Source organism: Shewanella sp. GutDb-MelDb (genome assembly GCF_002836075.1).
GTDB lineage: Bacteria > Pseudomonadota > Gammaproteobacteria > Enterobacterales > Shewanellaceae > Shewanella.
Genome location: NZ_PJBM01000260.1, coordinates 1 through 26,490 on the forward strand (window position 1 = coordinate 1; position 26,490 = coordinate 26,490).

Sequence of the window (26,490 nt, forward strand, 5' to 3'; positions counted from 1 at the left end):
TATGACGGTTCTTCAATCGAACCGTTTTGTTAAACTGACTTAATACGCTGTCCACCAATTTTTATTATGCAAGATCATTTCTTTCACTAAATTCGCTTGTTTGAGATGTTTTTTTTGCCTATTATTTAAGTTAGTTATGATTGATTTAGCTAAAGTAACTTTTAGTAACAGTATTTTTAATCTGAGTGCCTTTGGTTAGAGTCTTTTCATGTTTTGGATGCAACAAACAAATGGTTTGAACAAATAGAATAGGATATTCATGTTGCCCATCAAGGATAGTTTAAAAAAGAAGAAAATTGATGCGCTGGATTTTAAGACACATCTAGCTTTACTCGGCGTGCCTTTACTCTTGCTTTTTATCTGTTGGATTATTTTCTTTAGTATTAGCGCAAATCAAAGTTCTGTCGCAAATTTACTCCTGATAAGTATTATCTATTTATTCGGTTACAGCCTGAATTACTATTTCCATCAAGGACGACTCAGTCGACTATGGGAGCACCTACAGCAGGTAGTTCATGTCAATGAGACCACCTTTGAGTTAGTTAATATTGCTAACCAATATCAAGATGAAACCGCCTTTCTGAACGCGTTACTCAATAAGGCCGTTAGCTGTATTGACGGTGCCGAAATGGGAACAATCATTCGGGTTGAACCTGATTCTGGTTCCTTATCATTTGAGTCTGCTGTGGGCATTGATATTAACAAGCTGAGAAAGCTCAATATCCATTTGGAACAATCTTTCGAATATCGGATAACAAAAGGTAAATGTGACCGAGTGGTGGTCATTGACGACATGGAAGCCATTAATGCTCACAGTTCGCTAAGCTCTTCAGATCAAGATGTCTTGCTTGAGGCCCCCTCAATACCAATACGCTCAACACTATCAAGCCCAATTCATATCGATGGTAAGCTTTACGCAATGCTAAATTTAGACAGCGGTAAAGTAAAAGCCTTTAGTCATTATGACCGAAATCTGGTCGCTATATTGACTCATGAGGCGGCGAACGCGATATCTCTTTACCAAAAAACACACAAAATCAATACGCTAGCTAACTTTGATAGTTTAACCGGTTTATATAATCGTCAGCGCTTTGAAGCCCTCGCTAAAGAATGGACCTTAAAGGCCCATTTTGGCAGTTATTTAGTATTAATCGATATCGATAATCTAAAGACAATTAATGATCACCACGGACATCAAGCCGGCGATGCCGCACTGCAGAAGGTAAGCCGTGTACTGAAAGCTCAGTGGCACCAAAAGCAGTTAGTCGCCCGTTACGGTGGAGATGAGTTTATCGCCCTTTGCCATGGTCCATTAGAACGTATAGAAAGCGAGATCATTGCAATAGAGGATGACCTCAGTGAACAAGGCGCTGTCTCGTTTAGTTATGGGGTTGAGCAATATAACGGCCAGTGGAATAAAACCTTAAAGGCCGCAGATGAGGCGATGTACCGTAATAAACGGGGCAAAAAATAGCGACACGCAAATCCGTTTTAGTATTGTCTCTAACGTTACTGAGGTCGCTTCTTGCTCTCTTGCTTACTCAGTAATCGTCTTTAAACTGCTATGAACATCTTGGCTAAGTCTGGACATTTCACATGCTCGATCGTTAATACTCGAAGTTGAAGTTTGTTGTCCCTCAATACTGTCGTTAATATTACCGGTAAGGGTGTCAACCTATTTTAGGACTAGACAACATCAATTAATTTGGAACCTGTTTATCTACCCAAAAAACAATCGCCACAACCAAGATGAATCAAGATCCTCTTCGCATTGTCTATACTGACCCGCATAACGCTTAGAGCGATCGTCGACTTTTTTAGCGACTTTAATTAACCAGGCTTTTTGGTTATAAGTTTTACGCTTATAACCGCCCCAGCCTTCATGATAATTTAGATATTGATTACGCGCGTCCCACTTAGACACCCCGTTAATTTTATTGGTCTTATAAATAAACCAACCCATGAAATCCATGGCATCATCAAAATCACTGCGGCTTGACCAAGAGTTACCTGTCTCTCTCACATAGTCATCCCAAGTCATGGTTTTAGCCTGAGCATAACCATAGGCGTCACTCGCTCTACCTGTCGGTATGAAACCTAAAAAATACTCCATTGGCGGCGCGGCATTATGTTTAAATGAGCTTTCTTGATACATCATTGCCAGTGGAACGTGCACAGGTACGCCCCACTTTTCTCTGGTATTTTTGGCGGCGCTATACCATGAACGATTCTCTTGAAATATCGAACATAGATTTTCGGGATCTTTGGGAGGAGGAGTTGCGCAACCAGTTAAAAATGTTGCCAAGATAACAGTCGCAAGTAATGCAGGCCATTTCATAAAAATTGATACCAACGGACAATAATAGCAAAGTGCTAGTGTCACATTGATAGCTTAAATATGCAATTGGGGTTTAATTAAATTGTGTTAAAAATCAGACCGTGAAATACATTATTGCGACCATTATCGCGACGCAGGAAGCTCACAATTGTAGGACTCTTGTTGCCATACTTCTGGTTGCCAAAAGCCACTATCCTTACCTCTATAGACTTTGTCGCTATTAAACTTAGCGGCTAAGTGATAGCGCGTATTGGCTTCTACTACCACGATCAAATCTTTTGGGGTACGAGATGCCAGCGATACTTTTAAAGTGGGTGAATCAATCAACTCCGCCAGCGTAAAACGGTGTTCGCCAACGCTAAGACGATAATTAGGCTGAGAAATCACAGGTTTGCCATCGAGGTGGGTAACGACTGCGCGATAGATCCCAAGCTCTGGTTCAGGAGCCAAAAAGCTTGAGACGGTGCCACACTGATGACTGCTATCAAGTTGCGATGCGCAGCCAGATAGCAGTAATACCAATACCAACATAGAGGCGTTAAGCTGTTTCACCGTTATTGCTCGAAGTAATCAGCGAGAAATTGATCAAAACTCACTTCATCAAGCGCTTCACTCGCCGCTTGCTTGTCGAGTGACGATCTTGCATCTTGCTCATACCGAGCCAACACAGAGTCGCTAATAGGCAAGTCTATAAGTTGCTGATGGTATTGCTGTGCAAGCTCTTTCACCCAATGACCGTGATCAACTTGCTCCTTTTGAAGCTTAGTCATGATCCGACCCGATAAAGTCTCATCAGGATTCACGACCGCTTTATGCCAGTGCGCCAGAGCCTTTTGATACTCACCCTCAGCACCGTCATCAAGCAGTTCTGCAATCGAGCCTAAGTTATCAAATAACGTTTCGAGCCACTGTGTCAACGAAATGTCTGCACCATTCTGACTCAAGACTAAGCCTGGTTTACGCCCTTCTAACACAACGGCTTGTAAGTTAGCTGAAATTTCAGCTTCTTCCGTTTCGTCGCTGTTGCTCGAAGGCTGTAATAAACAATTAAGCAGAAACATATCCAAAAAACGAATTTGTGACTTTTCAATACCAACCGCGCTATAGGGGTTAACATCAAGCGCCCTGACTTCAATATACTCAACGCCTGCACGCGCTAAAGACTCAGAAGGTTTCTCATTTCCTTTAGCGACTCTTTTGGCTCGTATAGGAGAATAAAATTCATTTTCAATTTGTAAAACGTTAGCATTAAGTTGACGATATTCGCCTGCGACTTTGACACCAATTTGGGCAAAGTTTGCCGATGGCATATTGATAGCGGCGTTCATACCATCAAGGTAAGAAGATAGATTGTTGTAACTAATGTCGAGGCTATCTTGTTCTTGATTGGTATAGCCTAAATCACTCATGCGCAGCGATGTGGCGTAAGGTAAATAAAGCGTGCCCTTGCCAATTTTTTCGAACGGTAGCGTCGTTTTTTGGTCTTTAATAAACGATCCGCATAGCGCGGGTGATGCACCAAATAAATAAGGTAACACCCATACAAAACGGCGATAATTACGAATAAGGCCAAAGTAAGAATCAGAGATAAACTCTTCTTTACTCAACGCTTTATTGGATAGTTCATAAAGCCGTGTCCAAAGATCGTCAGACACCGAAAAGTTAAAATGCACTCCAGAGATAATCTGCATGAGTGCGCCATATCGATAAGTTAATCCTTTACGATACAAACGTTTCATTTTGCCATTATTTGAACTGCCATAATCAGCAATAGGAATGTCAGCAACATCACCCACATAGCAAGGCATACTAACCGGCCACAGTTGCTGGCCATTTAAGTTACGCACGCTATACGCATGCGTGTATGTTAAATCTTCAACGAGTTCATCAATGTTTTCAAACACGGGAGTAATAAACTCAAGCAAGGACTCACTATAATCGGTAGTGATCCGCGAATGCATTAAGGCAGAGCCTAATGCTTCAGGGTGACTATCCGTTGCTAAGTGACCTGTCTTTTCAATTCTAAGCGCTTCACGTTCAATGCCTCGCTGCATTGATTTTAGTGCTTGACGACTTGTCGGATCCGACAGATCCCCTACTAATTCATTGAATGATTTCAAAATCTTATTCTCTAGTACGTGACTTTAACCTAAAGCTCATGACAGTCAGACCTGCTTTAACTGGCTAAACTTTCAAGTCATATCAAAATAGTCTTTACGTCACTGTCATGACGATTATAGATGAGGTAACCCCATTAACTAGGATTACCTCTTGTATATAGGGTCTCCCCACTTACTTTACAACTGTAAAACCTCAATTGGATAACCAAGTGTTGATAATTCAGACTCTATCTTGGCACGATCACCTACAACAAGAATAAGCATATCGTCGATTTTCAACTGGCTTTTAGCCAATGAATTCAACTCATCAAGTGTTATGTTATTAGTGATTTCAGTTTGCTGTTCACTGTAATTATCATCCAAATTATAACGTTGAATATTACGCATTAAACCCGCTTTTTGGTACGGAGTTTCGTAGTTAAGTGCTTTAGATTGTGAGATAGAGTTCTGCATAAAGCTAAGCTCATCCTCAGTCATCCCCGTTGCTTGGAATCCATTAATCTCTTTAATAAATTCCACTAACGCTTCGGTCGTCACATCACTACGTACACTAGCAGTCGCTTGATAGAAACCTTGCTCTGGTCCTCCCGAGAAAAAGCTTCTCGCACCATAAGTGTAACCTTTGTCTTCACGAAGATTGAGGTTAATACGGCTATTAAAAGCGCCGCCCAGTGGGTAGTTCATCAAGTAGGATTTGAAAAACGTTCCCGTAGCATCATAAGGCAACGCGCGTTTACCAATTTTTATCACTGACTGCGCCGCTTCTGGCTTATCAACAATATAAATTTTTCCGCCAGTAAATTCAGGAAGAACCGCTAATTCAGGAAAGGAAGTTTTAACCCCAGTCCAACCGTTTAATCCTGTAAGCTTGGATAGCATTTGCGCTTCGTTTAGATTACCAACGGCCACTATTTGCGCATTACCCGCGGTATACTGACGTTTATAAAAAGCTTTAACATCATCTAAGCTAATCGCTGTTACTGATGCAATTGAACCACCACTACTAACACCAAACGGGCTCTTATCACCGTATAACAGAGTACTAAATGCTCTTGAAGCCAAATAATTTGGCTCCGTTAATTGCCGTTGTAGGTTCTGTAATACCTGTTGTTTAACACGATCGAAATCAGCTTGATTGAATGCAGGTTTAAACAACTTCTCTTGGACAATTTTCATTGTCGCATCAAGATTTTCTGTTAACGATGAAATCTGCAATCGACTTTGATAGCCACTGGCACCAAAGCTGACATTACTGCCAAGCATCTCTAATGCTTGAGTCAGTTCTTCAGAACTGCGCTTAAGGCTCGATTCATTCATCATTGACGCTGTTATCGACGCTAAGCCTGCTTGTTCTATGTCAATAACGCGGTGGCCACCATTGAGGTAAACAACCACTTCAACGGTCGGTGTCTCGTTGGTTTCAGTGCCAATAACCTCAATATCATTGGCCAGTTTACCTTGCCAAAGCGTAGGTATTTTTAATACGGGGGCGGCACCGACTGGCGGCACAACGTTGCGATCAAACGCTGAAGTAATTTGAGGCGCGGCATTAAGATCTTGAACCGCAACGGCTGCAATCTTTTCAGTTGGCGCGACAAAGTTATCGGCTTTAGCAATAAGCTGTTTTTGCCCTTGAGGCACAACGCTCATCACCACCATCGGCTTGTCTTTAATATATTTGTTAAACACCCGCATAACGTCTTCTTTGGTGACATTGGCATAACGCGCCAAATCAGTACCAATCATATTAGGGTTACCAGAAAACGTTTCATTGAATGCAAGGCTTGAGACTTTTACCTGTACGCTTTGCAAACCAAAAATGGTGGCAGCTTCAAAGTTGACTTTAACTTTTTCAAGGTCGTCATCCGTCACGCCGCGTTGCTCAAATTCAGTGACCGAGTCACGCATGATTTTTTCTAAATCAGCTAACGTGCCACCCTGTGCTGGATTGGCTAATGCATACATTGAAAACTGGCAAGCCAATTCTTGACATGGATGACTCACACCTGCTTGGACCGCATAGCCATCTTTAACAAGATTTTTATAGAAGATTGATGTCTTGCCACCACCTAAGATGTTAGACAACAGATCCAAAGCGGGCTCATCTTCATGGCGAGCATATACCGTTGGCATTGCCATTTTAATCAAGGGTAAATGCACTCGATCTTCCATCGACAGATAAAGTGTCTTATCCAGTGTCACTAACGTTTTTACGGGCGCCTTAACTTCAGGACCAGCAGGGATTTCACCAAAATACTGATTAACCCATGCAAGGGCCTGCATCTCGTCAAAATCGCCACCAATAGTCAATGTGGCATTATTAGGACCATACCAGCGCTGAAAAAAGTGTTTAACATCTTCAACATCTGCTCGGTCTAAATCTTCTGGCCAACCGATAACAGGCCATGAGTAAGGATGACCTTGCGGATAAAAGGCTTGATCAAAGCGCTCACCCATACGGCCATAAGGACGGTTATCAATACGCTGTGCACGTTCGTTTTTGACCGTCTCACGTTGCACTTCAAACTTTTCTTCCGTTAGAGCCGGTAGGAAAAAGCCCATACGGTCAGATTCTAACCACAACATTTTTTCTAACTGATTATTGGGCACCGTTTCGAAATAATTGGTTCTATCGGTATTAGTTGTACCGTTAAGATTTCCACCCGCTTCAGTGACCATTTTAAAATGTTGTTCATCAGCGACATGCTCTGACCCTTGGAACATCATGTGTTCAAACAAGTGTGCAAAGCCAGAACGACCGACTAATTCACGTCCTGAACCCACATGATAAGTGACATCAACATGGACTAACGGATCAGAGTGATCTTCGTGTAAAATAACGGTCAAGCCATTGGCTAATTCATATTTACGATAGGGAATACCAACATCCTGTCCTGAAAAACTTACCGACTCCAGTAAAGTCACACCTGCAGGTAAAGTCGTTTCAGCCTGTTGTTGACCGGCACATCCAAATAACGCAGCACTAATTGCTGCGGCTAATATCCATTTTTTCAATTATTATCTCCTTCGCCAGAATGCGATATCGTTTTATCATCTGATCAGTAAGCTATGCTTGGCACTAGTATTACCCAGTCAGCTTGAAACAACCAGTGGGTGTTAATCAGTTTAAATCACTTACGACGTAAAAAAGGTTTTGCGATTTCTGCTAACAAAATATTTCCATCACCTTAATCAGCAATCATAGCTCATCTAGCCTACACCCATGAATCTATTGTGGTTTCTATAGTTTTTACAACCCCTATCACGATGTTGCGCGAAAGTTAACTGTTAATATAATTAAAACAAGCTTTTATATGACAATAAGTTATAACTAAATCGGTTTGTGATGCAAGGTGCTCTATCTATAGAATGCCAACGATTGGGTAACTAAATGTAAACCTTCACAGCATTGAAGTGTTAGTCTCCTAGCAAATGATTGCAATAAATTAGGTGGCAACCCTGCCACTTATACGCATGACATAAAAATAATATATTTGGAATATTGATAATGTGGCAAGTAATTAAAAACATCCCTTTTTGGCAAAAGGTATTAGCCGCCTTTGTACTTGGCGCTACTGTTGGTGTCATTTTTGGTGAATCGGCAACGGTATTAAAGCCTTTAGGTGATCTATTTATTAGCGCGATCAAAATGCTGGTCGCACCGCTTATTTTCTGCGCTATCGTGGTGAGTATTACCTCTTTAGGCTCAGAAGCTAACCTAAAACGGTTGAGCTTTAAGACGTTAGGCATGTTTATGTTTACCGGCACTATAGCGTCGTTTATCGGCTTAACCATTGGCTCGCTCATTGATATGGGCGGCTCAATGGAATTGGTTGCTACTGAAGTGAGCGAACGTCAGGTTCCTGGTTTTGCACAGGTACTGCTAAATATGATCCCTGTTAACCCATTTGCCTCTCTGGCAGAAGGGAATGTTCTCCAAATAATCGTATTTGCAGCATTAATTGGTATCGCAATCAATAAGGTTGGCGAAAAAGCTGCGCCCTTGAAAAGAACCCTTGAGGCCGGGGCTGAAGTGATGTTCCAGCTGACTCGTATGGTATTGCAACTTACTCCGATTGGCGTGTTTGGTTTAATGGCCTGGGTGGTCGGTGAGTATGGTTTATCCATGTTATTACCACTTGCCAAGTTCATCGGTGCTATCTACCTTGCTGCGTTAATCCACATTATTTTTGTCTATGGTGGACTGGTAAAATTCGCAGCAAAATTAAGCCCTTTACAGTTTTTCAGAAAAGCCATGCCAGCACAAATTGTGGCATTTACGACGGCATCAAGTTTCGGTACATTGCCGGCAAGCACGCGTTGTTCTGAATCAATGGGTGTATCAAAACGTTATAGCTCATTTGTATTGCCCCTTGGCGCGACCATGAACATGGATGGTTGCGGTGGGATCTATCCCGCTATTGCCGCCATTTTTATTGCCCAAATTTATGGCATTCAACTCGATATGACTGACTATATGCTGATTGCGGTAACGGCAACAGTTGCATCAGTCGGAACAGCTGGCGTGCCAGGCAGTGCCATGGTGATGCTGACGGTAACCTTAGGTGTTGTTGGCCTACCACTAGAAGGGATTGCATTTATTGCCGCTATTGACCGGATCATTGATATGATCCGCACAGCAACCAATGTCACCGGGGATATGATGACAGCCGTTGTTATTGGTAAATCTGAAGGACAGCTTGATCAAGAGCAATTTTATGCCGATGAGAGCACTAAAACAGCACCTGTAACAAGTTAGTAAGATTACTGTGAAAGAAAAAGGCCGCAATTGTGGCCTTTTTCTTTTATACTTTAAAATCATATTGCTAAGTGATTCATATTGAGGGTGTTTAAGTATGGCTAAGCTGTTTTTTATTCCACTGCTACTATCTCTCGCATGGGCGCTATTTCTTAATTACAACGGTGTGCCTCTAAAGAAGGGAAGAACCGGGTTTATCTATATTGTCGGCATTAGCATAACGATTATTTTGTCCTTAGGCTTTCTACTTTGGCTGACCGCAAACCAAAACATTCGTAGTTGGTAACCCACAAATAACCCAATATCGCTTACGCGCCTAGCTCGAAGACCAGGCGCTAACGGCATCAAACTAACGCTTCATCGTTTAATGACCTAGCGCCAATACCTGTATCACTCCAGATCACCACATCGCCCTCCAGCGCTGTCGTAAGCTCAACTTCTATTTCAAATTTAAAACTACTTTGTTGCAAGTAACCTCTAATGACGCTTGCACCACAAGCGAGGATTTTACGATAAGGCTGTGATAACTAAAGCTTGCAATGACACGGCCAAACAGTTGTATATGGAGAATGCTGGTGCATAGGTGATTAAGTTGTTCTTAGTATAGCCAAGCGCACGCTATCATTTTCTGCAGGCAAAAAAATCCCGTACTTTAAAAGTACGGGATTGGTTTAATTGAAAATACTATTCTAAATTTTACAGATATGCTTATCCCAGTACCGCAAGTAACACACCTGCAGCAACCGCACTACCCAGCACACCCGCCACGTTAGGGCCCATTGCATGCATTAATAGAAAGTTCTGATTATTTGCTTCAAGGCCCACTTTATTGACGACCCTCGCCGCCATGGGCACCGCGGACACACCAGCGGCACCTAACAATGGATTAATCTTACCGCCAGATAATTTACTCATGAGCTTGGCCATTAACACTCCAGTCGCGGTACCTATACCAAATGCAACAGCCCCCAACACCAAAATACCTAAGGTTTCAATTTGCAAAAACTGCTCTGCTGATAATTTAGAACCCACAGCGAGTCCGAGAAAAATAGTAACGATATTAATCAGCTCATTCTGGGCGGTGTTAGACAATCTATCGACCACACCCGACTCGCGCATCAAGTTACCTAAACAAAACATACCCACTAACGGCGTTGCTGCAGGAAGGAACAAAATAGTTAATCCTAATACCATGAGTGGGAAGATTATTTTTTCCTTCTTACTCACTTCTCGCAGCTGCTCCATCTTGATCTTACGCTCAGATTCTGTTGTTAGCAGTCTCATAATAGGCGGCTGTATAAGTGGCACTAACGCCATATAAGAGTATGCAGCAACCGCAATAGCACCGAGTAAGTCTGGGGCGAGTTTGGACGCTAAAAAGATAGCCGTTGGCCCATCTGCACCGCCAATAATCGCAATAGCGGCAGCATCTTGCATTGAAAACTCAAACCCAGGGACTAAATTCAAACCAATCGCCCCGAGCAAGGTGGCAAAAATACCAAATTGTGCTGCGGCGCCAAGTAATAACATTTTAGGGTTAGCAATCAATGCCCCAAAATCGGTTAATGCCCCCACACCCATAAAGATCAATAGCGGGAAAATTCCCGTTTCAATACCCACATGATAAGCAAAATAGAGCAGTCCACCTTCGTCGGTAAATCCACCATTAGGAATATTGGCTAAAATAGCGCCAAAGCCTATAGGTAAAAGCAGTAACGGCTCAAAACCTTTTGCGATAGCTAAAAAGAGTAATAAGCAGCCGACACCCATCATTAACAATTGACCTGGCGTAAAGTTGGCAATGCCGGACTCAGACCAAAAGGCGATTAATCCTTCCATGATGACTCCTATGCTAACGCTAACAGCTGACTACCAACTGATACCGAATCACCCTCTTTAACCCAAACCTGAGAGATCACTCCATCAGCCTCGGCTCTTATTTCCGTTTCCATCTTCATCGCTTCTAAAATAATGACAACATCACCCTCTTTAACCGTGTCACCAGGAGACACATGCACTTTAAAAATATTACCTGATAGCGGTGCATTTTGTTCTAACTTGACCACCAACGACTCAACGGCGGCAGTTGTTGCGGGTGCAGCAAAAGGAATCACATTTTCGGCAGAGCTTATTTCACTGATATCCCCCCCTTCGGCCACTTCAACGACAAATCGCTGACCCTGCACTGTTACAGTGTAAGTTGCTGGCCCTTGCTTATTGGCAGCTGCTAGCTCTGCTTTTTTTATTTGTTCGAGCGCTTTTGCAGCCACTTCAGGTTTGGGTTCAAATGCGTCTGGATTATTGCGATTTTTAAGGAATTTGAGTCCAATTTGCGGAAATAATGCGTAGGTTAATACATCATCATCCACCTCTGTTGATAGGGTAATAGCTTCAGCTTTAGCCTTTTCAGCTAACTCAAGACGTAACCTGTCGAGCTCAGCTTCGAGTAAGTCAGCTGGGCGACAAGTTATGGCTTCAGCGCCCGCTAAAACGCGTTGCTGCAGCTCGCTATTCACTGGTGCTGGCGTGGCGCCATATTCGCCCTTGAGTACGCCTTCAGTCTCTTTGGTAAGCGATTTATAACGCTCACCCGTCAGCACGTTAATCACCGCTTGGGTGCCGACAATTTGAGAAGTTGGCGTGACTAAGGCTATGAAACCTAAGTCTTCACGAACGCGTGGGATCTCTTCTAACACTAAATCTAACTTGTCTGCAGCGCCTTGCTCTTTTAGCTGGCTTTCCATATTGGTCAGCATGCCACCAGGGACTTGTGCACGAAGAATGCGCGAATCAATGCCTTTAAGTTCACCTTCGAAAGCTGCATATTTTTTGCGTACCACTCTAAAGTAAGCTGCTATCTCTTCCAATAACGCCATGTCATAACCGGTCGCTCTGTCAGTATCTTCAACCATTGCAACCAGAGTTTCTGTCGCGCTGTGACCATAAGTCTGACTCATTGACGAAATGGCGGTATCAAGTACATCAATGCCCGCTTCTATCGCTTTTTGGTAGGTGGCGGTGCTAAGACCTGTTGTTGCATGGCACTGCATAGAAACAACCAAATCTGTTTGAGATTTGATTTGGCTAATCATGTCAAAGGCATCGAACGGCTTTAATAGCCCGGCCATATCTTTGATACATAAAGAATGACAGCCCATATCTTCAAGACGCTTAGCCATGTCAATCCAAGTGTCCATCGTGTGCACTGGGCTCGTTGTGTAGGAGATAGTACCTTGCGCATGAGCGCCGACGTCAACAACAGACTTAACAGCGGTTTCAAGGTTACGCACATCATTCATTGCATCGAAAATTCGGAATACATCAACCCCGTTAGTGTGAGCACGTTCAACAAAACGGTTAACTAAATCATCAGCATAGTGACGGTAGCCTAAAAGATTTTGTCCTCTTAGCAGCATCTGTTGAGGTGTATTAGGCATGGCTTTTTTAAGCTCTCTAATACGTTCCCATGGATCCTCACCAAGATAACGGATGCAAGCGTCAAACGTTGCTCCGCCCCAAGATTCTAGCGACCAAAAGCCGACTTTATCGAGTAACGGCGCAATAGGTAACATATCTTCGGTGCGCAACCGAGTAGCGAGAATGGATTGGTGAGCATCTCTTAAGACGACGTCGGTTAAAGCCAGTGGCTTGCTCATGGTAACTCCCTACTTATTTATGCTTTTTGGCGGTGCTGATGAATTGCAGAGGCGATAACGGCTGCCATTAAAGGACTCACTGCGGGTTTAGTTACCGCCGGTTGGCGAGCATTAACGGTTATTTTCTCTTGGGGTGCAGGCGCATATTTTTTAGCAACTAGCTTCATTCCCAAAATCAATATACCTAAAAATACAAAAACCAACGACATGCCGAGGATCATGATCCCAAGCGCATCGGTTAACTGTTCTGATATTGTTTCCATCTCTTCCTCTCTCCAGCCCTATATACACTAAGACAAAACGGTGCAACCAAATCAGTGTATGTTAGTTTTGTCGGCCCATTTTACGGATTATGTAAATATACTGGAATAAAACAAATATTTATTCACTAACAGTTCACATGTTATGCATTCATTTCGATAATGCCTAAGCTTAAAGCAGCTAGAAGACTGCTATCATCGGCAAAAACAATAACCAATCTATAACAAAATAGCGAGGCCTTTGTAAATTGGTCATACCAATAAGCATAAAAATATTACTACACTGATGATGATTCTATAATTTATTATTGAAATAACCAGTGAATCATCAGCGTAAGCCATGGCAATCCAAAATATTTATAATTTGAATCTTAAGTTAAAGGAAAGTAATTTCAGATATAAGAACAAAGAGTAACCCAGTAGCTAGAATGAGATCTTATGCACTAATCAATCAAACTATTGGTCTCGTTAAACTTAGTTTTTTCAGGAGTACAAATTAACTGGGTAGCCCTTTTGCAAAAGCCATTATTTTATTAAGTTCCTAAAGGCTTCTCTTACGAAAAGCTTCTCTTCCTTTTTCAACTTAAACCCATGGTCATCGTTTTCAGCTGTTGAGCTAAAGCATGCTCTAAATAGCTGCGATATAAGCTGGTGTTTTTGCAGTACCTTGGTGGAAGCATGCGGCGTTTGCAGCGATAACGAAGGTTTTATTGTGGCTGGTGCAGATATAAGATCACCACGCCGATACAATAGGTTGATAAATTCACGCCAGTTTTTTGCTAACAATGCTTGGGTCAGCTTTACTCGTATCGGTAGCGTTTGCTTTTTTAGCCCCAATATAAGCAAAACAACTAACATCAAGACGATGATACTGAGCAATACACTATAACGGTCAATATTAGCCCCTGTAACGTTAAGTTTAATCTCAGAGAAATTTAACCGATGTAAACCAACGTCAGGATCCCACCAAAGTACCTCTTCTCCTCCGACTACAAATTCTCCACCAGCTTCGATAATGTAGTTAAACTCTTGGCTCAATATTGCGCTGTTTTCACCACGATTATTATTGTCAGTCAGTTCAGCTTCAAGCGGCATAACACTAACGCCATCAGGTGCTGTCATGAATATTCGAGGGATATTCATTGCAGGGAGGTTAGTCACAGAAATCTTGATTTCACGCTTAATCACGTCACCAACATTGTAACTTGGCTGTGACACTGACCATTGATCCTCAATCAATACTGATCCTGATACGATGTATTGTTCAGCATGTATAAGGCTTGCAGGGATATGCGCATAAAGCACTACAGCATCCGATATCAATATTGCAGTCTTAGACTCTCCGCTAATGTTGTCCATATACTTGACCTTGAATCGAACACTCGCCACCTCTATAACGCCTTTATGTTCGGGGTAAAGATACACTTCCCAGATCTGAGAGGAGAGCGCTGTCCCAGCGATTGTTCTGTTGCCATTAATGGCAAATGACGATGCTTGAGACAATCGAGCACTGGACATCGAAGGTAAATCAAACTCGGTGCCGCCGTTAAAAAAACCGTTAACAAGTAGCTCAAAACGCAATACAGTTTGTTCACCGACCACAGGATGAACATTAGATACTTGAGTCAAAATCTGGCTCGAAGGAGCCACGGTGTTTACAGCATTAGTATTAGTGGCTGCCGCACTAGCGTTGATACAAACCATACAAAATAAAAATAAAGCGACCCGCTTACATTGCAGAGTTATTGAATGAAGAGTTAAATTGAACGTCTTGCTAATCATTCCCCTCCTCCTTAGCGTCAGTGTTGCTATTCGCCTTTGGCGGTAGAGATCTATCTTCTTGCTGGGACTCATTGTACTGAGCTTGGAATTTTGCAGCTAAAAACTTTTGCGGATCTTTACTGATACCCCTTAACCACTGTTGCTTTTTAGTATCACTGTTTAATAACTCTTCAACTGACAACTGCTGCAGTTCAACTTCTATTTTGCCCATTTGCGGTTTGTCAGCACCAAGATCCATATCGGTCATATCGTCAGGATTAATCGACTCTGGTGGGTTTTCCTCTTGTTGACTATCCCCAAGCTGCTTAATGTCTTTTATCAGCTGAGTCACTATTTGTAAGTTCTTGCTAGCGCCGGGGAAATCAGGTTCAATGTCGAGTAACAATTGATAAAGCGTCTTTGCTTTACTGTAGTTGCGCCCACGAGTGTAGGTCATTGCCAGGTTAAACAGGCTTTGTAAATCATCCTGCTGACGATATATCTTAGCGGCCTTGCTGTACTCTTTTGCTTGATAATAGGCGCGGGCTTTCCAGCTAGGATCTTCAAAGCGTAATGCGGCTTCTTGATAATCACCTTTGTCGTAATAGTATTGACCTTGCTGATCGGCACTAAAGAATAAGTCTAGCCACTGTGCATGGACTGGTACTGGCATCAAACTGACGCAGAGCACAATAGAGGTCGCCCAATACAGACTAAAGCCTCGACGAAAAAACAGTAATAATAGCAACGCAGCCGGATAGAGCAACCAGTAGCCTTGATTAACCACCAGACTCGATTGACTGAGAGCAGCCTGTTCTAGCTTTGATACTTGCTCAAGCCAATTGTCATTGCCAGACAAAAGGCCATCCGCAGTCATCACCGTAAAGCCAAGCTGCGTCGCAGAAGACTCGGCTGATGCCGTTAATGCAGCGAATAACACTTGTGCATGCTGTTTTTGAGTGAACTTAGCCAATGCTTGGCCTTGGCCTGCAAAGCCATCCGATAAGACAAGTAAGTCGAAACCAAACTCTTGTGCGTCGGGAATTGCGGCAATAACGGCAATCAAACTGTCAATATCATCACCTTCTACGGGCATAACTTGAGGCGACATATAGCCCAAATATAGCGTTAACAGCGCAAATTGATCCGATGGCGGTAATACTTGGTGACTGCTGCCTGCAAATGCAACCAGCGAAATAGGCCTAGAACTACCCTGCATTAGCAGTTTTGATACCAGTAATTTAGCTCGCTCTAGGTGGCTTATGCTGCCTTCGCTTTTCAACATTGAAGGCGATAAGTCTAGGGCTATAATCAGCGGCGCTTTAATATCATCGTCACTGGCCTTTAGCCAGCTTGGACCCGCTAATGCAAAAATGATAAAGCTGGCGGTGAGGAACGTTAACCCTATAGGTGCTTTTGTCGCTCTGTGACTATTCTGCATTGAAAATACTTTTGCTAGGTGAGCTGCTATTACGCCTTCTCCAGCTTGTTCTTGCGCCATTTTTCGATTGCGCCAAAGACCATACATGAGTAAACCTATAGGCAAAAATAGCCACAACCAAAGTGGTTCAGCAAACTGAAAACTACTTAACATCAGCCTGCCCCTTATTGACCATCACCGTTGAGATAGTTAGCGCCAACCACACACAAATATAGATAACGAGCATAGGCCCGATAAGCCAAGGGTAAAGGTCTAACTTAGGTAGGTAACTTTGTTGCTGATACTTTGCCGGTGCAATCTGATGCACCTGTTGCAAAATCTGCTCAATAGCACCAGTGCTATTGCCTTCGAATGCTTGGCCTCCAGTGATCTTGGCAATTTTGTTGAGCGTATTAAAATCGACTTTATCTTCCCCTTCGGTATCAATTGAGCCCATGCCTAACGTAAAAACTTCGATACCATCGGCTGCAGCCACGCGGGCGGCATCCACCGGATCTAATCTAGAGCTAGTATCACTGCCATCGGTCACTAACAACAGTATTCGCTCTGTGGTATTGGAGCCATCAAAAGCACGAATACTTAAGCCTATGGCATCACCAATTGCGGTAGCAGGGCCTGCCATTTGAGTATCCATTTGCTGCAGTAATGTCTGCCAAAGCACAATATCCTCCGTAAAGGGCACTTGCAGATATGCGCCAGAACCAAAAACAATCAGCCCTAGTCTATCGCCGCTACGCTGCTCTGAAAACGTATTAAGTAACGATTTAAGTGCAACTAAGCGAGACACTTTACCGTACTCATTGAGCTGATAATCCTCTTGCTCCATGGATTGAGAAAGATCGACCGCTATCATTAAGTCTCGCCCCGTCTTTTGTGTGACAACAGGCTCACCCAACAATACAGGTCGTGCTAAACAAATGATGATCGCTAACCAACTAAGCAGTAACGCCATTGCTTGAATACGTTTTCGCTGTTTAACTTGGCTACCCGACGTGGGTGCTTGTCCAGTCGCAGCAACTAATCGAGCAAAGAAGGGCAAATAGATAGAGGCTGCTGGCTGCAGATAGACGGGAAAGATCCGAAACACAAAGACCGGTAAAATGATTAGCGCTAGCATCCATGGGTAATCAAGACTGATGTTCAAAGCGATGCTCCTTTACCCAACGCTGACATAATTGATTCAGCTTAGAGAAGTCACTTTCTGATAGGTGCTGCGAAATGTGTTTAGCCGATTGATAATTTAACGCTTCTAGTTGTTTTAACTGCGCCTCGGTAAAGATAGCTTGCGGGCTACAGCTTACGATGACCCGATACCAACTCACACCTGTTTGGCTTAATTTATCATCACAGGGCTTGGCTAACATGACTGTGCGCCGTATGACTTGGTTCATGGCACTCGCGTCATGCACCGTCATTGATTGCAACTGAGCCAGTGCTGTTCGTCTATAGCCATTAGCCATCCAGCGTTGCCTTTTTCGAACAATAAGTAGCATCAATAATAGTAATATGGCAAGTATTACCCCGTACCAACCCGGCGCTAGAGGCCACCATGGGATTGACTCCGGTAGCGGTATATCGACGAGTTGAGTTACCGGATTCATGCAGGCTCACCCATTAATAAACGACTTAATTGGGTGATAACAGGCTCATATGTATTAACCAGTCCCACAGGCAATGCGCTTGTTAGCGTTGCCTTTTTCAAACTCGCTAAGCGTTGCTGATAAAGATCATCGTATTTCTGTTGATTTTGGGCACTGGCTTGAATATTAATTTGTTGTTCCCCGTGAGAAACACTCAAACCATGGGCAGCAGTTAAATCATCTTCTAGCGGATCTTGAATGACAAAAAGCAATACATTTGATTTTTGCGACAACACTTCTAACTCCGCTAATTCTTCAATTTCAACCCCCTCAATATCAGTGATCAATATCATCACACTTTGACTGTTTAACGTCGTGACTAATGGTCTAACTTGAGACAGCAACGAGCTGGTGATTGTGGATTCTTTACCATTTTTAAGTGATGCTAAATCCAATTGATTATTAGCCGTCACTATCGCTTCGAGCAGATGAATAACATTGTGGCTTGAGCGTTTAGGCGACATTTGCACCGTACCTCGACAACCGATAACCGCGCCGCCAACGCGGTCTCCTCCATCAAAGACTTGCCATGCTAACAGCGCCGCCAACTGAGCTGCTGTAACCGACTTGGTATTGACTTGACTGCCAAAGAACATCGGTAAGCGTTGATCAACAACAATATGTACTGGTCTGTCTGTTTCTTCAGAATAGACTCTCACATAAGGTTTGCCCAAGCGCGCTGACACTCTAGAGTCTATTTGGCGTATGTTATCCCCCGCTTGATATTGCCTAAGCTCTTCAAAATTCAACCCACGACCCTTTATACGCGACGCATGCCGACCGGAGAGCATTCCAGCCGGCCGGAAACGCGGTGACAATGACAAATGACGGCTATCTTCCCTAAGGGCTAATAATGCACTTAAGTTGGTATAAATTCGCGAGTCTTGCTTGCTCATAAACTGCTCATAGCTTGTTTCATAAGATGGGGGTCACACTAACAAGCTCTTTAACCACATCCTGAGCACTCTTGCCGTTTGCCACTGCAGCATACGAAAGCATGATCCTATGGCTAAGTACGGCCATTACAACCGCCCTCACGTCATCAGGATCAACATAGTCTCTCCCCTCTAGCACTGCGTGAGCGCGAGACGCCTTATCGAGTGCAATTGAAGCTCTTGGGCTGGCGCCAATTTTTATGTATTTTTGTAACTCACTATCAGGATATCTTTCCGGCTTTCTTGTCCCCATCACCAAAGCGACGATATATTTCTCAATACTCTCAGACATAAATACGTCATGAACTAAGCTACGTGCCTGCATAATTAACACTTCAGCATTTTCTATCTTTATTGGAGGACTATCAGTTCGAACTTCTTGGCCTCTGGTTAGACGAATGATCGCTAGTTCGGTTTCATCCTCAGGGTAATCAATCACTATTTTAAATAAAAACCGGTCCATTTGCGCTTCGGGTAAAGGGTAAGTTCCCTCTTGTTCGATAGGGTTCTGAGTCGCTAGAACCAAGAAAACAGATTCCATCGGATGGCTAGTATTACCGATGGTGACCTGCCGCTCTTCCATTGCTTCAAGCAAAGCTGACTGCACTTTAGGCGGCGCTCTATTGATTTCATCCGCGAGTAAAATATGATTAAAGATGGGGCCAGGATTAAAATCAATGTGGTTATTATCAGAGGAAGATAACGCTTCATAACCAATAACGTCCGATGGCAACAAATCTGGGGTAAATTGCACTCGACCTTGAGATAGATGCAGCAAATCAGCTAACGTTTTAACCGAACGGGTTTTTGCGGTACCGGGAAGCCCCTCAAGTAATACATGCCCATCAGCCAACAGCGCTAATACCAACCCTCTTACTACATGTGCTTGGCCTAGAACCTGCTTTTCTAAAGCTATTTGTAAATCACTCAGCTGTGAATATACCGCTTGGCTTTCCATATGATGGCTTTTCCTTTTTACCCATTTTGAAAGGACACCAAACCAGTACCCTTTAAAAATAGAAAAAGGGCGCAAGCGCCCTTAATGATACCAACTTCTATTTACTCGCAGGTTGCTGCAGTTTCTCCATCACTTGATCTAAACTGAAGCTAGCTGCTTTTTGGCTAGGTGGATATTCCTTAAAGGTTTCTAGGAATTTACCCACATAAGCTTGCGCCGGTACTAACATGAACGCTCTGTCTAACATCCAATCCCAGTAGGTATTGGAAGTGATATCTGCATTTTCATACGGGTCTGTTCTTAAGTTATAGATTTTTGGCAGTCGTAAAACAACAAAAGGCTCAGCCCATAACGCTAATGTACCGGCCATTCTTTGCTCCATAAATACCAGCTTCCAATTATTGAAGCGAAGCGCCGCTAAATCACCATCATCAGTAAAGTAGAAAATCTCCTCACGAGGACCTGTTTTATCTTTACCGGTTAAATAGGGCAAAAAGTTATAACCATCGAGATGGTTCTTGAACTTCTTACTGCCCGCTTTATGGCCTTTTAACAACTTTTCTTTCACCTTGCTATCGCCAGCGGCAGCGGCAAAAGTCGGCAACCAGTCCATATGGTGCATAATGTCATTGGAAACCGAACCCGCTGCAATTTTTCCAGGCCAGCGTACCATGGCCGGAACTCGGTAAGCCCCTTCCCAGTTTGTATTCTTTTCACCTCTAAATGGGGTTGTACCCGCATCAGGCCAAGTATTCATGTGTGGCCCATTGTCGGTTGAATAAAAAACAATGGTATTATCTTTTATGCCCAACTTATCAACGGTATCGAGTAATTGCCCTACATGGTTATCATGTTCAATCATACCGTCGGTATAATTACTCAAGCCACTTGAACCTTGAAGCTCAGGTTTAACATGAGTACGAAAATGCATACGAGTACCACTCCACCAAACAAAGAATGGCTTCTTGGCTTTGACCTTTCGTTCCATAAAATCTATTGCCGCAGCGACCGTTTCATCGTCCACCGTCTCCATACGCTTTTTCGTTAGCGGTCCAGTATCTTCGATTTTGCCATCGGCAGAAGACTTAATAACGCCACGAGGTCCAAACTTTTTACGGAACTCAGGGTTTTTAGGGTAATCAATATTCTCAGGTTCTTCTTCAGCATTAAGATGATACAAGTTACCGAAAAACTCATCAAAACCATGGTTTGTTGGTAAAAACTCATCTTTATCGCCTAAATGATTTTTACCGAACTGCCCCGTTGCATATCCCATCGGTTTGAGGATTTCAGCGATGGTTGCATCAGAGGCCTGTAATCCGACATCAGCTCCAGGCATTCCCACTTTTGACAAACCAGTACGAAATACGCTTTGCCCCGTAATAAAAGTAGAGCGACCTGCGGTACAAGACTGCTCACCGTAGTAATCAGTGAACATCATCCCCTCTTTGGCGATGCTATCAATATTCGGTGTTTGGTAACCCATCAAGCCAAAGGTATAGGCACTGATATTAGATTGACCAATATCATCTCCCCAGATAACGAGAATATTAGGTTTATCAGCTGCGGTCGCCGCGAAGGACATTAATCCAGCAGTAACCGATAGTAGAGCTAACTTTTTTGTAAACTTATTGCGAAGTAGCGTCATAAAAGATCTCCGTTCTTTAATACAAACTTGTTTTTATACAAACCTGAACTCATTCTGCGCAAAGCGACTTCCAGAATGACTACGACAAATATAGTTGCTAACTTTAAAGTCACACGTTACCAAAGTGTAATCAACTAAAATTACAACTATTTGACTCCAACTATAGATTAATGGACTAAAAGTAAGGTAGGGCTGCAATGTTTCGTGGCGGTCGTAAAACTAAGGTCTACCTTTAGTGAGGTAAATAGATGAACAAAGCTTTGCTTAGAATTTAAAACTATTGATGCAATCTGTTGTTAATACTGCAAGCAACTATCAGGAAAGTTGCAAGTAACGGATTAATATAAAACGAAAGGAGATTATTATGGATACTGACACTGATGAAAATAATGACACTATTCATATAGGTAAAATTCAGGCACAAAAAAACCGCTTTAGTAAGCGGTTTTTTTGTATTTTAAGAATGGCGGAGAGGGAGGGATTCGAACCCTCGATGGGATTTAACGCCCATACTCCCTTAGCAGGGGAGCGCCTTCGGCCACTCGGCCACCTCTCCGCAAAACATGGTGCGCGTGGAAGGAGTTATATTCACCATCCGTTTAATTAGTTTCCAAAGACATTATCGATGAAAACTAAAACGCAAAATCTGTAAGCCTTATATGGTGCGGATGGGAGGAGTCGAACCTCCGACCGCCTGGTTCGTAGCCAGGTACTCTATCCAGCTGAGCTACATCCGCATATATAAAGATAAAACATTTAGAAAACTTAATGGTGCGGATGGGAGGAGTCGAACCTCCGACCGCCTGGTTCGTAGCCAGGTACTCTATCCAGCTGAGCTACATCCGCATATATTAAGGTAAAAAATTAAAAACTTTATGGTGCGGATGGGAGGAGTCGAACCTCCGACCGCCTGGTTCGTAGCCAGGTACTCTATCCAGCTGAGCTACATCCGCATATATAAAGGTAAAGCAATTAAAACAACTTAATGGTGCGGATGGGAGGAGTCGAACCTCCGACCGCCTGGTTCGTAGCCAGGTACTCTATCCAGCTGAGCTACATCCGCAAATATTAAGCAAAACTTTCAAATGATTTAATGGTGCGGATGGGAGGAGTCGAACCTCCGACCGCCTGGTTCGTAGCCAGGTACTCTATCCAGCTGAGCTACATCCGCTCACTAAAACATTTAAACACAACAGTAAATTATGGTGCGGATGGGAGGAGTCGAACCTCCGACCGCCTGGTTCGTAGCCAGGTACTCTATCCAGCTGAGCTACATCCGCATCGTCGTTTACTGTAAGAAATGGCGGAGAGGGAGGGATTCGAACCCTCGATGGGATTTAACGCCCATACTCCCTTAGCAGGGGAGCGCCTTCGGCCACTCGGCCACCTCTCCGTTTCTTGGCGCACATATTACTGTTTGCCGAAAATAAGTCAAACCATTTCGAAGAAACTATTTCCGTTTGGACTGTTTTTAAGCATGTTGACTGTATATCCGCCTAAGAACGCCCATAATAAGACTTTTCATATCCTAAAAAATAAAAAAGCCAGTTAAAAAACTAGCTTCTAAAATTCTCAGTAATCATCAAACTACAATCAGAAGTTTCCGCCTTCTGGAGCAGTCCCTGATTTTTCAGATTGAATGCGTTGATATATCTCTTCACGATGGACAGAGATTTCTTTAGGTGCATTAACACCAATTCTTACTTGGTTACCTTTAACGCCTAATACAGTGACCGTAACTTCATCACCAATCATCAGTGTTTCACCAACACGACGAGTCAATATCAGCATTATGTTGCTCCTTTAGTTCCTAAACTTGCTTTATACGGCATTATTCCGCTATATACTTATTATAGAGTTAGCTTAGTACAAATTAACAGTATTCAATTTGAAATACGCCAATTAATTGCACCTTTACTGCCTTTATATACAGTTCTAGCATCAAAACCCTACAAGCCATATTAAAAAAATTCTGCACTAAAAGGCTATTATTAAACATAGAGATTAAACGGGCATGAAAACAGTTTGAAGACCATTTCAGCAACACCTCTAAAATCCATTAGCCAAACAACATTACATTGTCACAATCACCATACCAAAGTTAACTGTTATATCTACTAGTTTTCTCGTAAATAGTGATATTTATGCAATTAGTTTGCTAAACATAGCCGCTACCATTAGCACTTATGCTAACTTTTAGCCTTCAGACAACAAAAAACGCTCATAAAGAGCGTTTTTCAAACTTTCATTCAACAGCTATCTCGATTAAGCCAGCTTGTCAGAAATCCAAGGTATAACGCTATCTAATGCACTTTGAAGGTTTTCAGGCTGGCTACCACCTGCTTGTGCCATATCAGGACGCCCACCGCCTTTACCACCAACTTGCACAGCGATGGAAGCTATAAGTTCACCTGCTTTCACTTTGCCAGTGAGATCTTTAGTGACACCCGCAATGAGGTTCACCTTGGCGTCGCCAGCAATCCCTAATACAACAATACCAGACTTAAGCTTCTGCTTGAGTTCATCTTGCAAACCGCGAAGCGAACCTGCATCGACACCATCAAGCTTCTTAACTAAAACTTTAATACCATTGACGTCAACAGCTTCACCAACGAGATCGGCACTGGTTGCTGCCGCAAGTTTATCTTTTAACTGTGCAAGCTCTTTCTCAAGCAACTTAGCCTTATCCAGTTGTGCCTTGAGCTTTACCACAACAGAGGCACTATCGCCTTTCAATAACGACGCAGCTTCTTCCAGCTGATCCTGCTGCTTAGCAATATAAGCCATTGCAGCTGCCCCTGTTACCGCTTCGATTCGACGTATACCCGCGGCAATACCACCTTCAGAGGTGATCTTAAACAAGCCAATATCACCAGTACGACCTACGTGTGTTCCGCCACAGAGCTCAATTGAGAAGTCTCCCATAGAGACAACACGAACTTCATCGTCATACTTCTCGCCAAATAACGCCATAGCGCCTTTCTCTTTGGCTTGCTCTATGTCCATCACTTCAGCAGTTAACGCGTGGTTATGGCGGATTTGAGTATTAACCAATTCTTCTACTTCTTTGACCTCAGAGGCTTTAACGCCTTCAAAATGAGAGAAGTCGAAACGTAAACGTTCAGGGTCAACTAACGAGCCTTTCTGAGTTACGTGCGTACCTAACACTTGGCGCAACGCTGCATGAAGTAAATGCGTAACGGAGTGGTTTAGCTCTGTTCTATGACGACGGTCTTTGTCGACATCAGTAGAAACAGACAGACCAACTTTAATTGAGCCGCTCGCTAACTTGCCAATATGGCCAATTGCTTGGCCGTATTTTTGGGTATCAGTAACGTTATACTCAACACCATCAGCAATAAGCACACCTTTGTCGCCACACTGGCCACCAGATTCACCGTAAAATGGTGTGTTATCCAGTACAATTACCGCTTCGTCACCTGCAGCAAGCTCATTGACCGATTCACCCGCTTTATAGATAGCAATAATCGTCGCTTGGTTATTAAGACTCTCATAACCAACGAAAGCACTTTGTGCATCTATCTTTAGACCATCATTGTAATCAGTTTCAAACTGACCAGCGGCTTGAGCACGGCTTCGCTGCTCTGCCATGGCAGTTTTAAAACCAGCTTCATCGACAGTGATATCTCGCTCGCGACAAACATCTGCGGTTAAATCAACTGGGAATCCGTATGTGTCATACAATTTAAAGGCTGTTTCACCGTCTAATACATCACCTTTAAGATTTGTTAACGCATTATCAAGAATACCTAGACCGCGCTCGAGTGTACGAGCAAACTGCTCTTCTTCAGCTTTAAGTGACTTTTCAACTATTGGTTGCGTAGCCACTAAACCTTTAGCGGCATCACCCATAACTTCGATCAGAGTCGGAACCAGCTTATAAAAGAAGCTGCTAGTAGCACCTAATTTATTTCCGTGACGAACGGCACGGCGAATAATACGACGTAATACATAACCGCGGCCTTCATTCGATGGCATCACACCGTCAGCAATTAAAAATGCACATGAGCGGATATGATCGGAGATAACACGTAGTGATTTATTTTCTAAATCAGTAACGCCGAGGATTTCAGCCGTCTTTTTGATTAACGCTTGGAAAATATCAATCTCATAGTTTGAATGCACGCCCTGCATAATCGCAGCAATTCGCTCAATCCCCATTCCTGTATCAACAGAAGGTCGAGGTAACGGATTCATATCACCATTTGATTGACGGTTATACTGCATGAATACGATGTTCCAGATCTCAATAAATCTGTCACCGTCTTCTTCTGGCGTACCGGGACGGCCACCCCAGATATGATCGCCGTGATCATAGAAAATTTCAGAACAAGGACCACAAGGTCCTGTGTCGCCCATCTGCCAGAAATTATCGGAAGCATAAGCAGCGCCTTTGTTATCGCCTATACGAATAACATTTTCAGGTGCAATACCGATTTTTTTCGTCCAGATATCGTAAGCTTCGTTATCGGTGTCGTAAATAGTGACGCATAAACGCTCTTTGGGCAGTTTTAGCTCTTTAGTTAGAAAATTCCAAGCAAAGTTTATCGCTTCTTCTTTGAAGTAATCACCAAAGCTAAAGTTACCGAGCATTTCAAAAAATGTATGGTGGCGCGCTGTGTAACCAACATTATCTAAATCATTATGCTTACCGCCCGCTCTTACACATCGCTGAGATGAGGTGGCACGGCTATAATTGCGCTTGTCTTCTCCAAGAAATACGTCTTTGAACTGGTTCATACCCGCATTAGTAAATAATAACGTAGGGTCATTAGTTGGCACTAGAGAGCTACTATCAACGACCTGATGACCATTGGTACCGAAATATGCCAAGAAAGCACTACGCAGTGCTGCAGTAGTTTGATACATGAAACCGTCCTGAATTAGGTTGTGCAACTAGCCCGAAAAAGAGCCTAATGATAAATTTTTATGAAAAGCATTATAAGCAGTGTC

General features: G+C 43.1%; 20 protein-coding genes and 8 tRNA genes. 3 read left to right on the forward strand and 25 right to left on the reverse strand.

Annotation, left to right across the window (positions count from 1 at the left end; translation table 11 throughout):
• Positions 1-262 precede the first annotated feature (262 nt).
• On the forward strand, positions 263-1,474 hold the full coding sequence (locus CXF82_RS19225) for a sensor domain-containing diguanylate cyclase (protein ID WP_102044790.1): 1,212 nt from the start codon (positions 263-265) through the stop codon (positions 1,472-1,474).
• Between the two features lie 246 nt (positions 1,475-1,720).
• Here CXF82_RS19225 and CXF82_RS19230 read toward each other — a convergent pair whose 3' ends face one another.
• From CXF82_RS19230 to CXF82_RS19245, 4 genes are all read right to left on the reverse strand, one after another.
• Positions 1,721-2,338: a transglycosylase SLT domain-containing protein gene (locus tag CXF82_RS19230; RefSeq protein WP_101090630.1), complete on the reverse strand. Its 618-nt coding sequence runs from the start codon at positions 2,336-2,338 to the stop codon at positions 1,721-1,723.
• A 123-nt stretch (positions 2,339-2,461) separates the two neighbouring features.
• Complete coding sequence (locus CXF82_RS19235) at positions 2,462-2,869, reverse strand: hypothetical protein (protein ID WP_102044791.1); 408 nt, start codon at positions 2,867-2,869, stop codon at positions 2,462-2,464.
• 23 nt (positions 2,870-2,892) lie between these two features.
• Positions 2,893-4,458 (reverse strand): glutamate--cysteine ligase, encoded by a 1,566-nt coding sequence (gene gshA / locus CXF82_RS19240; RefSeq protein WP_102044773.1) that lies wholly within the window; start codon positions 4,456-4,458, stop codon positions 2,893-2,895.
• 177 nt (positions 4,459-4,635) lie between these two features.
• Positions 4,636-7,473 (reverse strand): M16 family metallopeptidase, encoded by a 2,838-nt coding sequence (locus tag CXF82_RS19245; protein WP_102044774.1) that lies wholly within the window; start codon positions 7,471-7,473, stop codon positions 4,636-4,638.
• 493 nt (positions 7,474-7,966) lie between these two features.
• On the opposite strand from CXF82_RS19245, the gene CXF82_RS19250 reads away from it, so the two are divergent.
• On the forward strand, positions 7,967-9,217 hold the full coding sequence (locus tag CXF82_RS19250) for a dicarboxylate/amino acid:cation symporter (RefSeq protein ID WP_374702313.1): 1,251 nt from the start codon (positions 7,967-7,969) through the stop codon (positions 9,215-9,217).
• Between the two features lie 97 nt (positions 9,218-9,314).
• A complete protein-coding gene (locus CXF82_RS19255) occupies positions 9,315-9,503 on the forward strand; it encodes a hypothetical protein (RefSeq protein WP_101090627.1) in 189 nt (62 codons plus the stop codon).
• Positions 9,504-9,561: 58 nt separating this feature from the next.
• Here CXF82_RS19255 and CXF82_RS22670 read toward each other — a convergent pair whose 3' ends face one another.
• The 21 genes from CXF82_RS22670 to alaS form a co-directional block, all read right to left on the reverse strand.
• Entirely contained in the window at positions 9,562-9,687 is a 126-nt protein-coding gene (locus CXF82_RS22670) for a hypothetical protein (protein WP_257982827.1), read from the reverse strand.
• 238 nt (positions 9,688-9,925) lie between these two features.
• Positions 9,926-11,056: a sodium ion-translocating decarboxylase subunit beta gene (locus tag CXF82_RS19260; RefSeq protein WP_101090626.1), complete on the reverse strand. Its 1,131-nt coding sequence runs from the start codon at positions 11,054-11,056 to the stop codon at positions 9,926-9,928.
• Positions 11,057-11,064: 8 nt separating this feature from the next.
• Complete coding sequence (gene oadA, locus CXF82_RS19265; protein WP_101090625.1) at positions 11,065-12,873, reverse strand: sodium-extruding oxaloacetate decarboxylase subunit alpha; 1,809 nt, start codon at positions 12,871-12,873, stop codon at positions 11,065-11,067.
• A 17-nt stretch (positions 12,874-12,890) separates the two neighbouring features.
• Positions 12,891-13,136 (reverse strand): OadG family protein, encoded by a 246-nt coding sequence (locus CXF82_RS19270; protein WP_101090624.1) that lies wholly within the window; start codon positions 13,134-13,136, stop codon positions 12,891-12,893.
• 522 nt (positions 13,137-13,658) lie between these two features.
• A complete protein-coding gene (locus tag CXF82_RS19275; RefSeq protein ID WP_180961234.1) occupies positions 13,659-14,915 on the reverse strand; it encodes a BatD family protein in 1,257 nt (418 codons plus the stop codon).
• Complete coding sequence (locus CXF82_RS19280; protein WP_102044776.1) at positions 14,908-16,488, reverse strand: vWA domain-containing protein; 1,581 nt, start codon at positions 16,486-16,488, stop codon at positions 14,908-14,910. Before CXF82_RS19280 ends, CXF82_RS19275 begins: the two co-directional genes overlap by 8 nt.
• Positions 16,478-17,479, reverse strand: coding sequence for a VWA domain-containing protein (locus CXF82_RS19285; protein ID WP_102044777.1), 1,002 nt, complete (start codon positions 17,477-17,479; stop codon positions 16,478-16,480). The genes CXF82_RS19280 and CXF82_RS19285 overlap by 11 nt, the downstream gene beginning before the upstream one ends.
• The gene (locus tag CXF82_RS19290) at positions 17,463-17,936 is read right to left on the reverse strand and encodes a DUF4381 domain-containing protein (protein WP_102038248.1); all 474 of its coding nucleotides are present in this window, start codon (positions 17,934-17,936) and stop codon (positions 17,463-17,465) included. Before CXF82_RS19290 ends, CXF82_RS19285 begins: the two co-directional genes overlap by 17 nt.
• Positions 17,933-18,871 (reverse strand): DUF58 domain-containing protein, encoded by a 939-nt coding sequence (locus tag CXF82_RS19295; RefSeq protein ID WP_101090619.1) that lies wholly within the window; start codon positions 18,869-18,871, stop codon positions 17,933-17,935. Before CXF82_RS19295 ends, CXF82_RS19290 begins: the two co-directional genes overlap by 4 nt.
• Before the next feature lie 19 nt (positions 18,872-18,890).
• Positions 18,891-19,868, reverse strand: a complete 978-nt coding sequence (locus CXF82_RS19300; protein ID WP_101090618.1) for an AAA family ATPase — start codon at positions 19,866-19,868, stop codon at positions 18,891-18,893.
• A 97-nt stretch (positions 19,869-19,965) separates the two neighbouring features.
• On the reverse strand, positions 19,966-21,516 hold the full coding sequence (locus CXF82_RS19305) for an arylsulfatase (RefSeq protein WP_180960995.1): 1,551 nt from the start codon (positions 21,514-21,516) through the stop codon (positions 19,966-19,968).
• Between the two features lie 464 nt (positions 21,517-21,980).
• Positions 21,981-22,072, reverse strand: a tRNA-Ser gene (locus CXF82_RS19310).
• Between the two features lie 104 nt (positions 22,073-22,176).
• A tRNA-Arg gene (locus tag CXF82_RS19315) sits at positions 22,177-22,253 on the reverse strand.
• Between the two features lie 32 nt (positions 22,254-22,285).
• A tRNA-Arg gene (locus CXF82_RS19320) sits at positions 22,286-22,362 on the reverse strand.
• 30 nt (positions 22,363-22,392) lie between these two features.
• Positions 22,393-22,469 (reverse strand) — tRNA-Arg (locus tag CXF82_RS19325).
• 33 nt (positions 22,470-22,502) lie between these two features.
• Positions 22,503-22,579 (reverse strand) — tRNA-Arg (locus tag CXF82_RS19330).
• A 31-nt stretch (positions 22,580-22,610) separates the two neighbouring features.
• A tRNA-Arg gene (locus CXF82_RS19335) sits at positions 22,611-22,687 on the reverse strand.
• A gap of 32 nt (positions 22,688-22,719) precedes the next feature.
• Positions 22,720-22,796, reverse strand: a tRNA-Arg gene (locus CXF82_RS19340).
• A 21-nt stretch (positions 22,797-22,817) separates the two neighbouring features.
• Positions 22,818-22,909 (reverse strand) — tRNA-Ser (locus CXF82_RS19345).
• A 200-nt stretch (positions 22,910-23,109) separates the two neighbouring features.
• Positions 23,110-23,307, reverse strand: coding sequence for a carbon storage regulator CsrA (csrA, locus tag CXF82_RS19350; protein WP_101090617.1), 198 nt, complete (start codon positions 23,305-23,307; stop codon positions 23,110-23,112).
• Positions 23,308-23,781: 474 nt separating this feature from the next.
• Positions 23,782-26,406: an alanine--tRNA ligase gene (gene alaS / locus CXF82_RS19355; RefSeq protein WP_102044778.1), complete on the reverse strand. Its 2,625-nt coding sequence runs from the start codon at positions 26,404-26,406 to the stop codon at positions 23,782-23,784.
• Between the last annotated feature and the right edge of the window lie 84 nt (positions 26,407-26,490).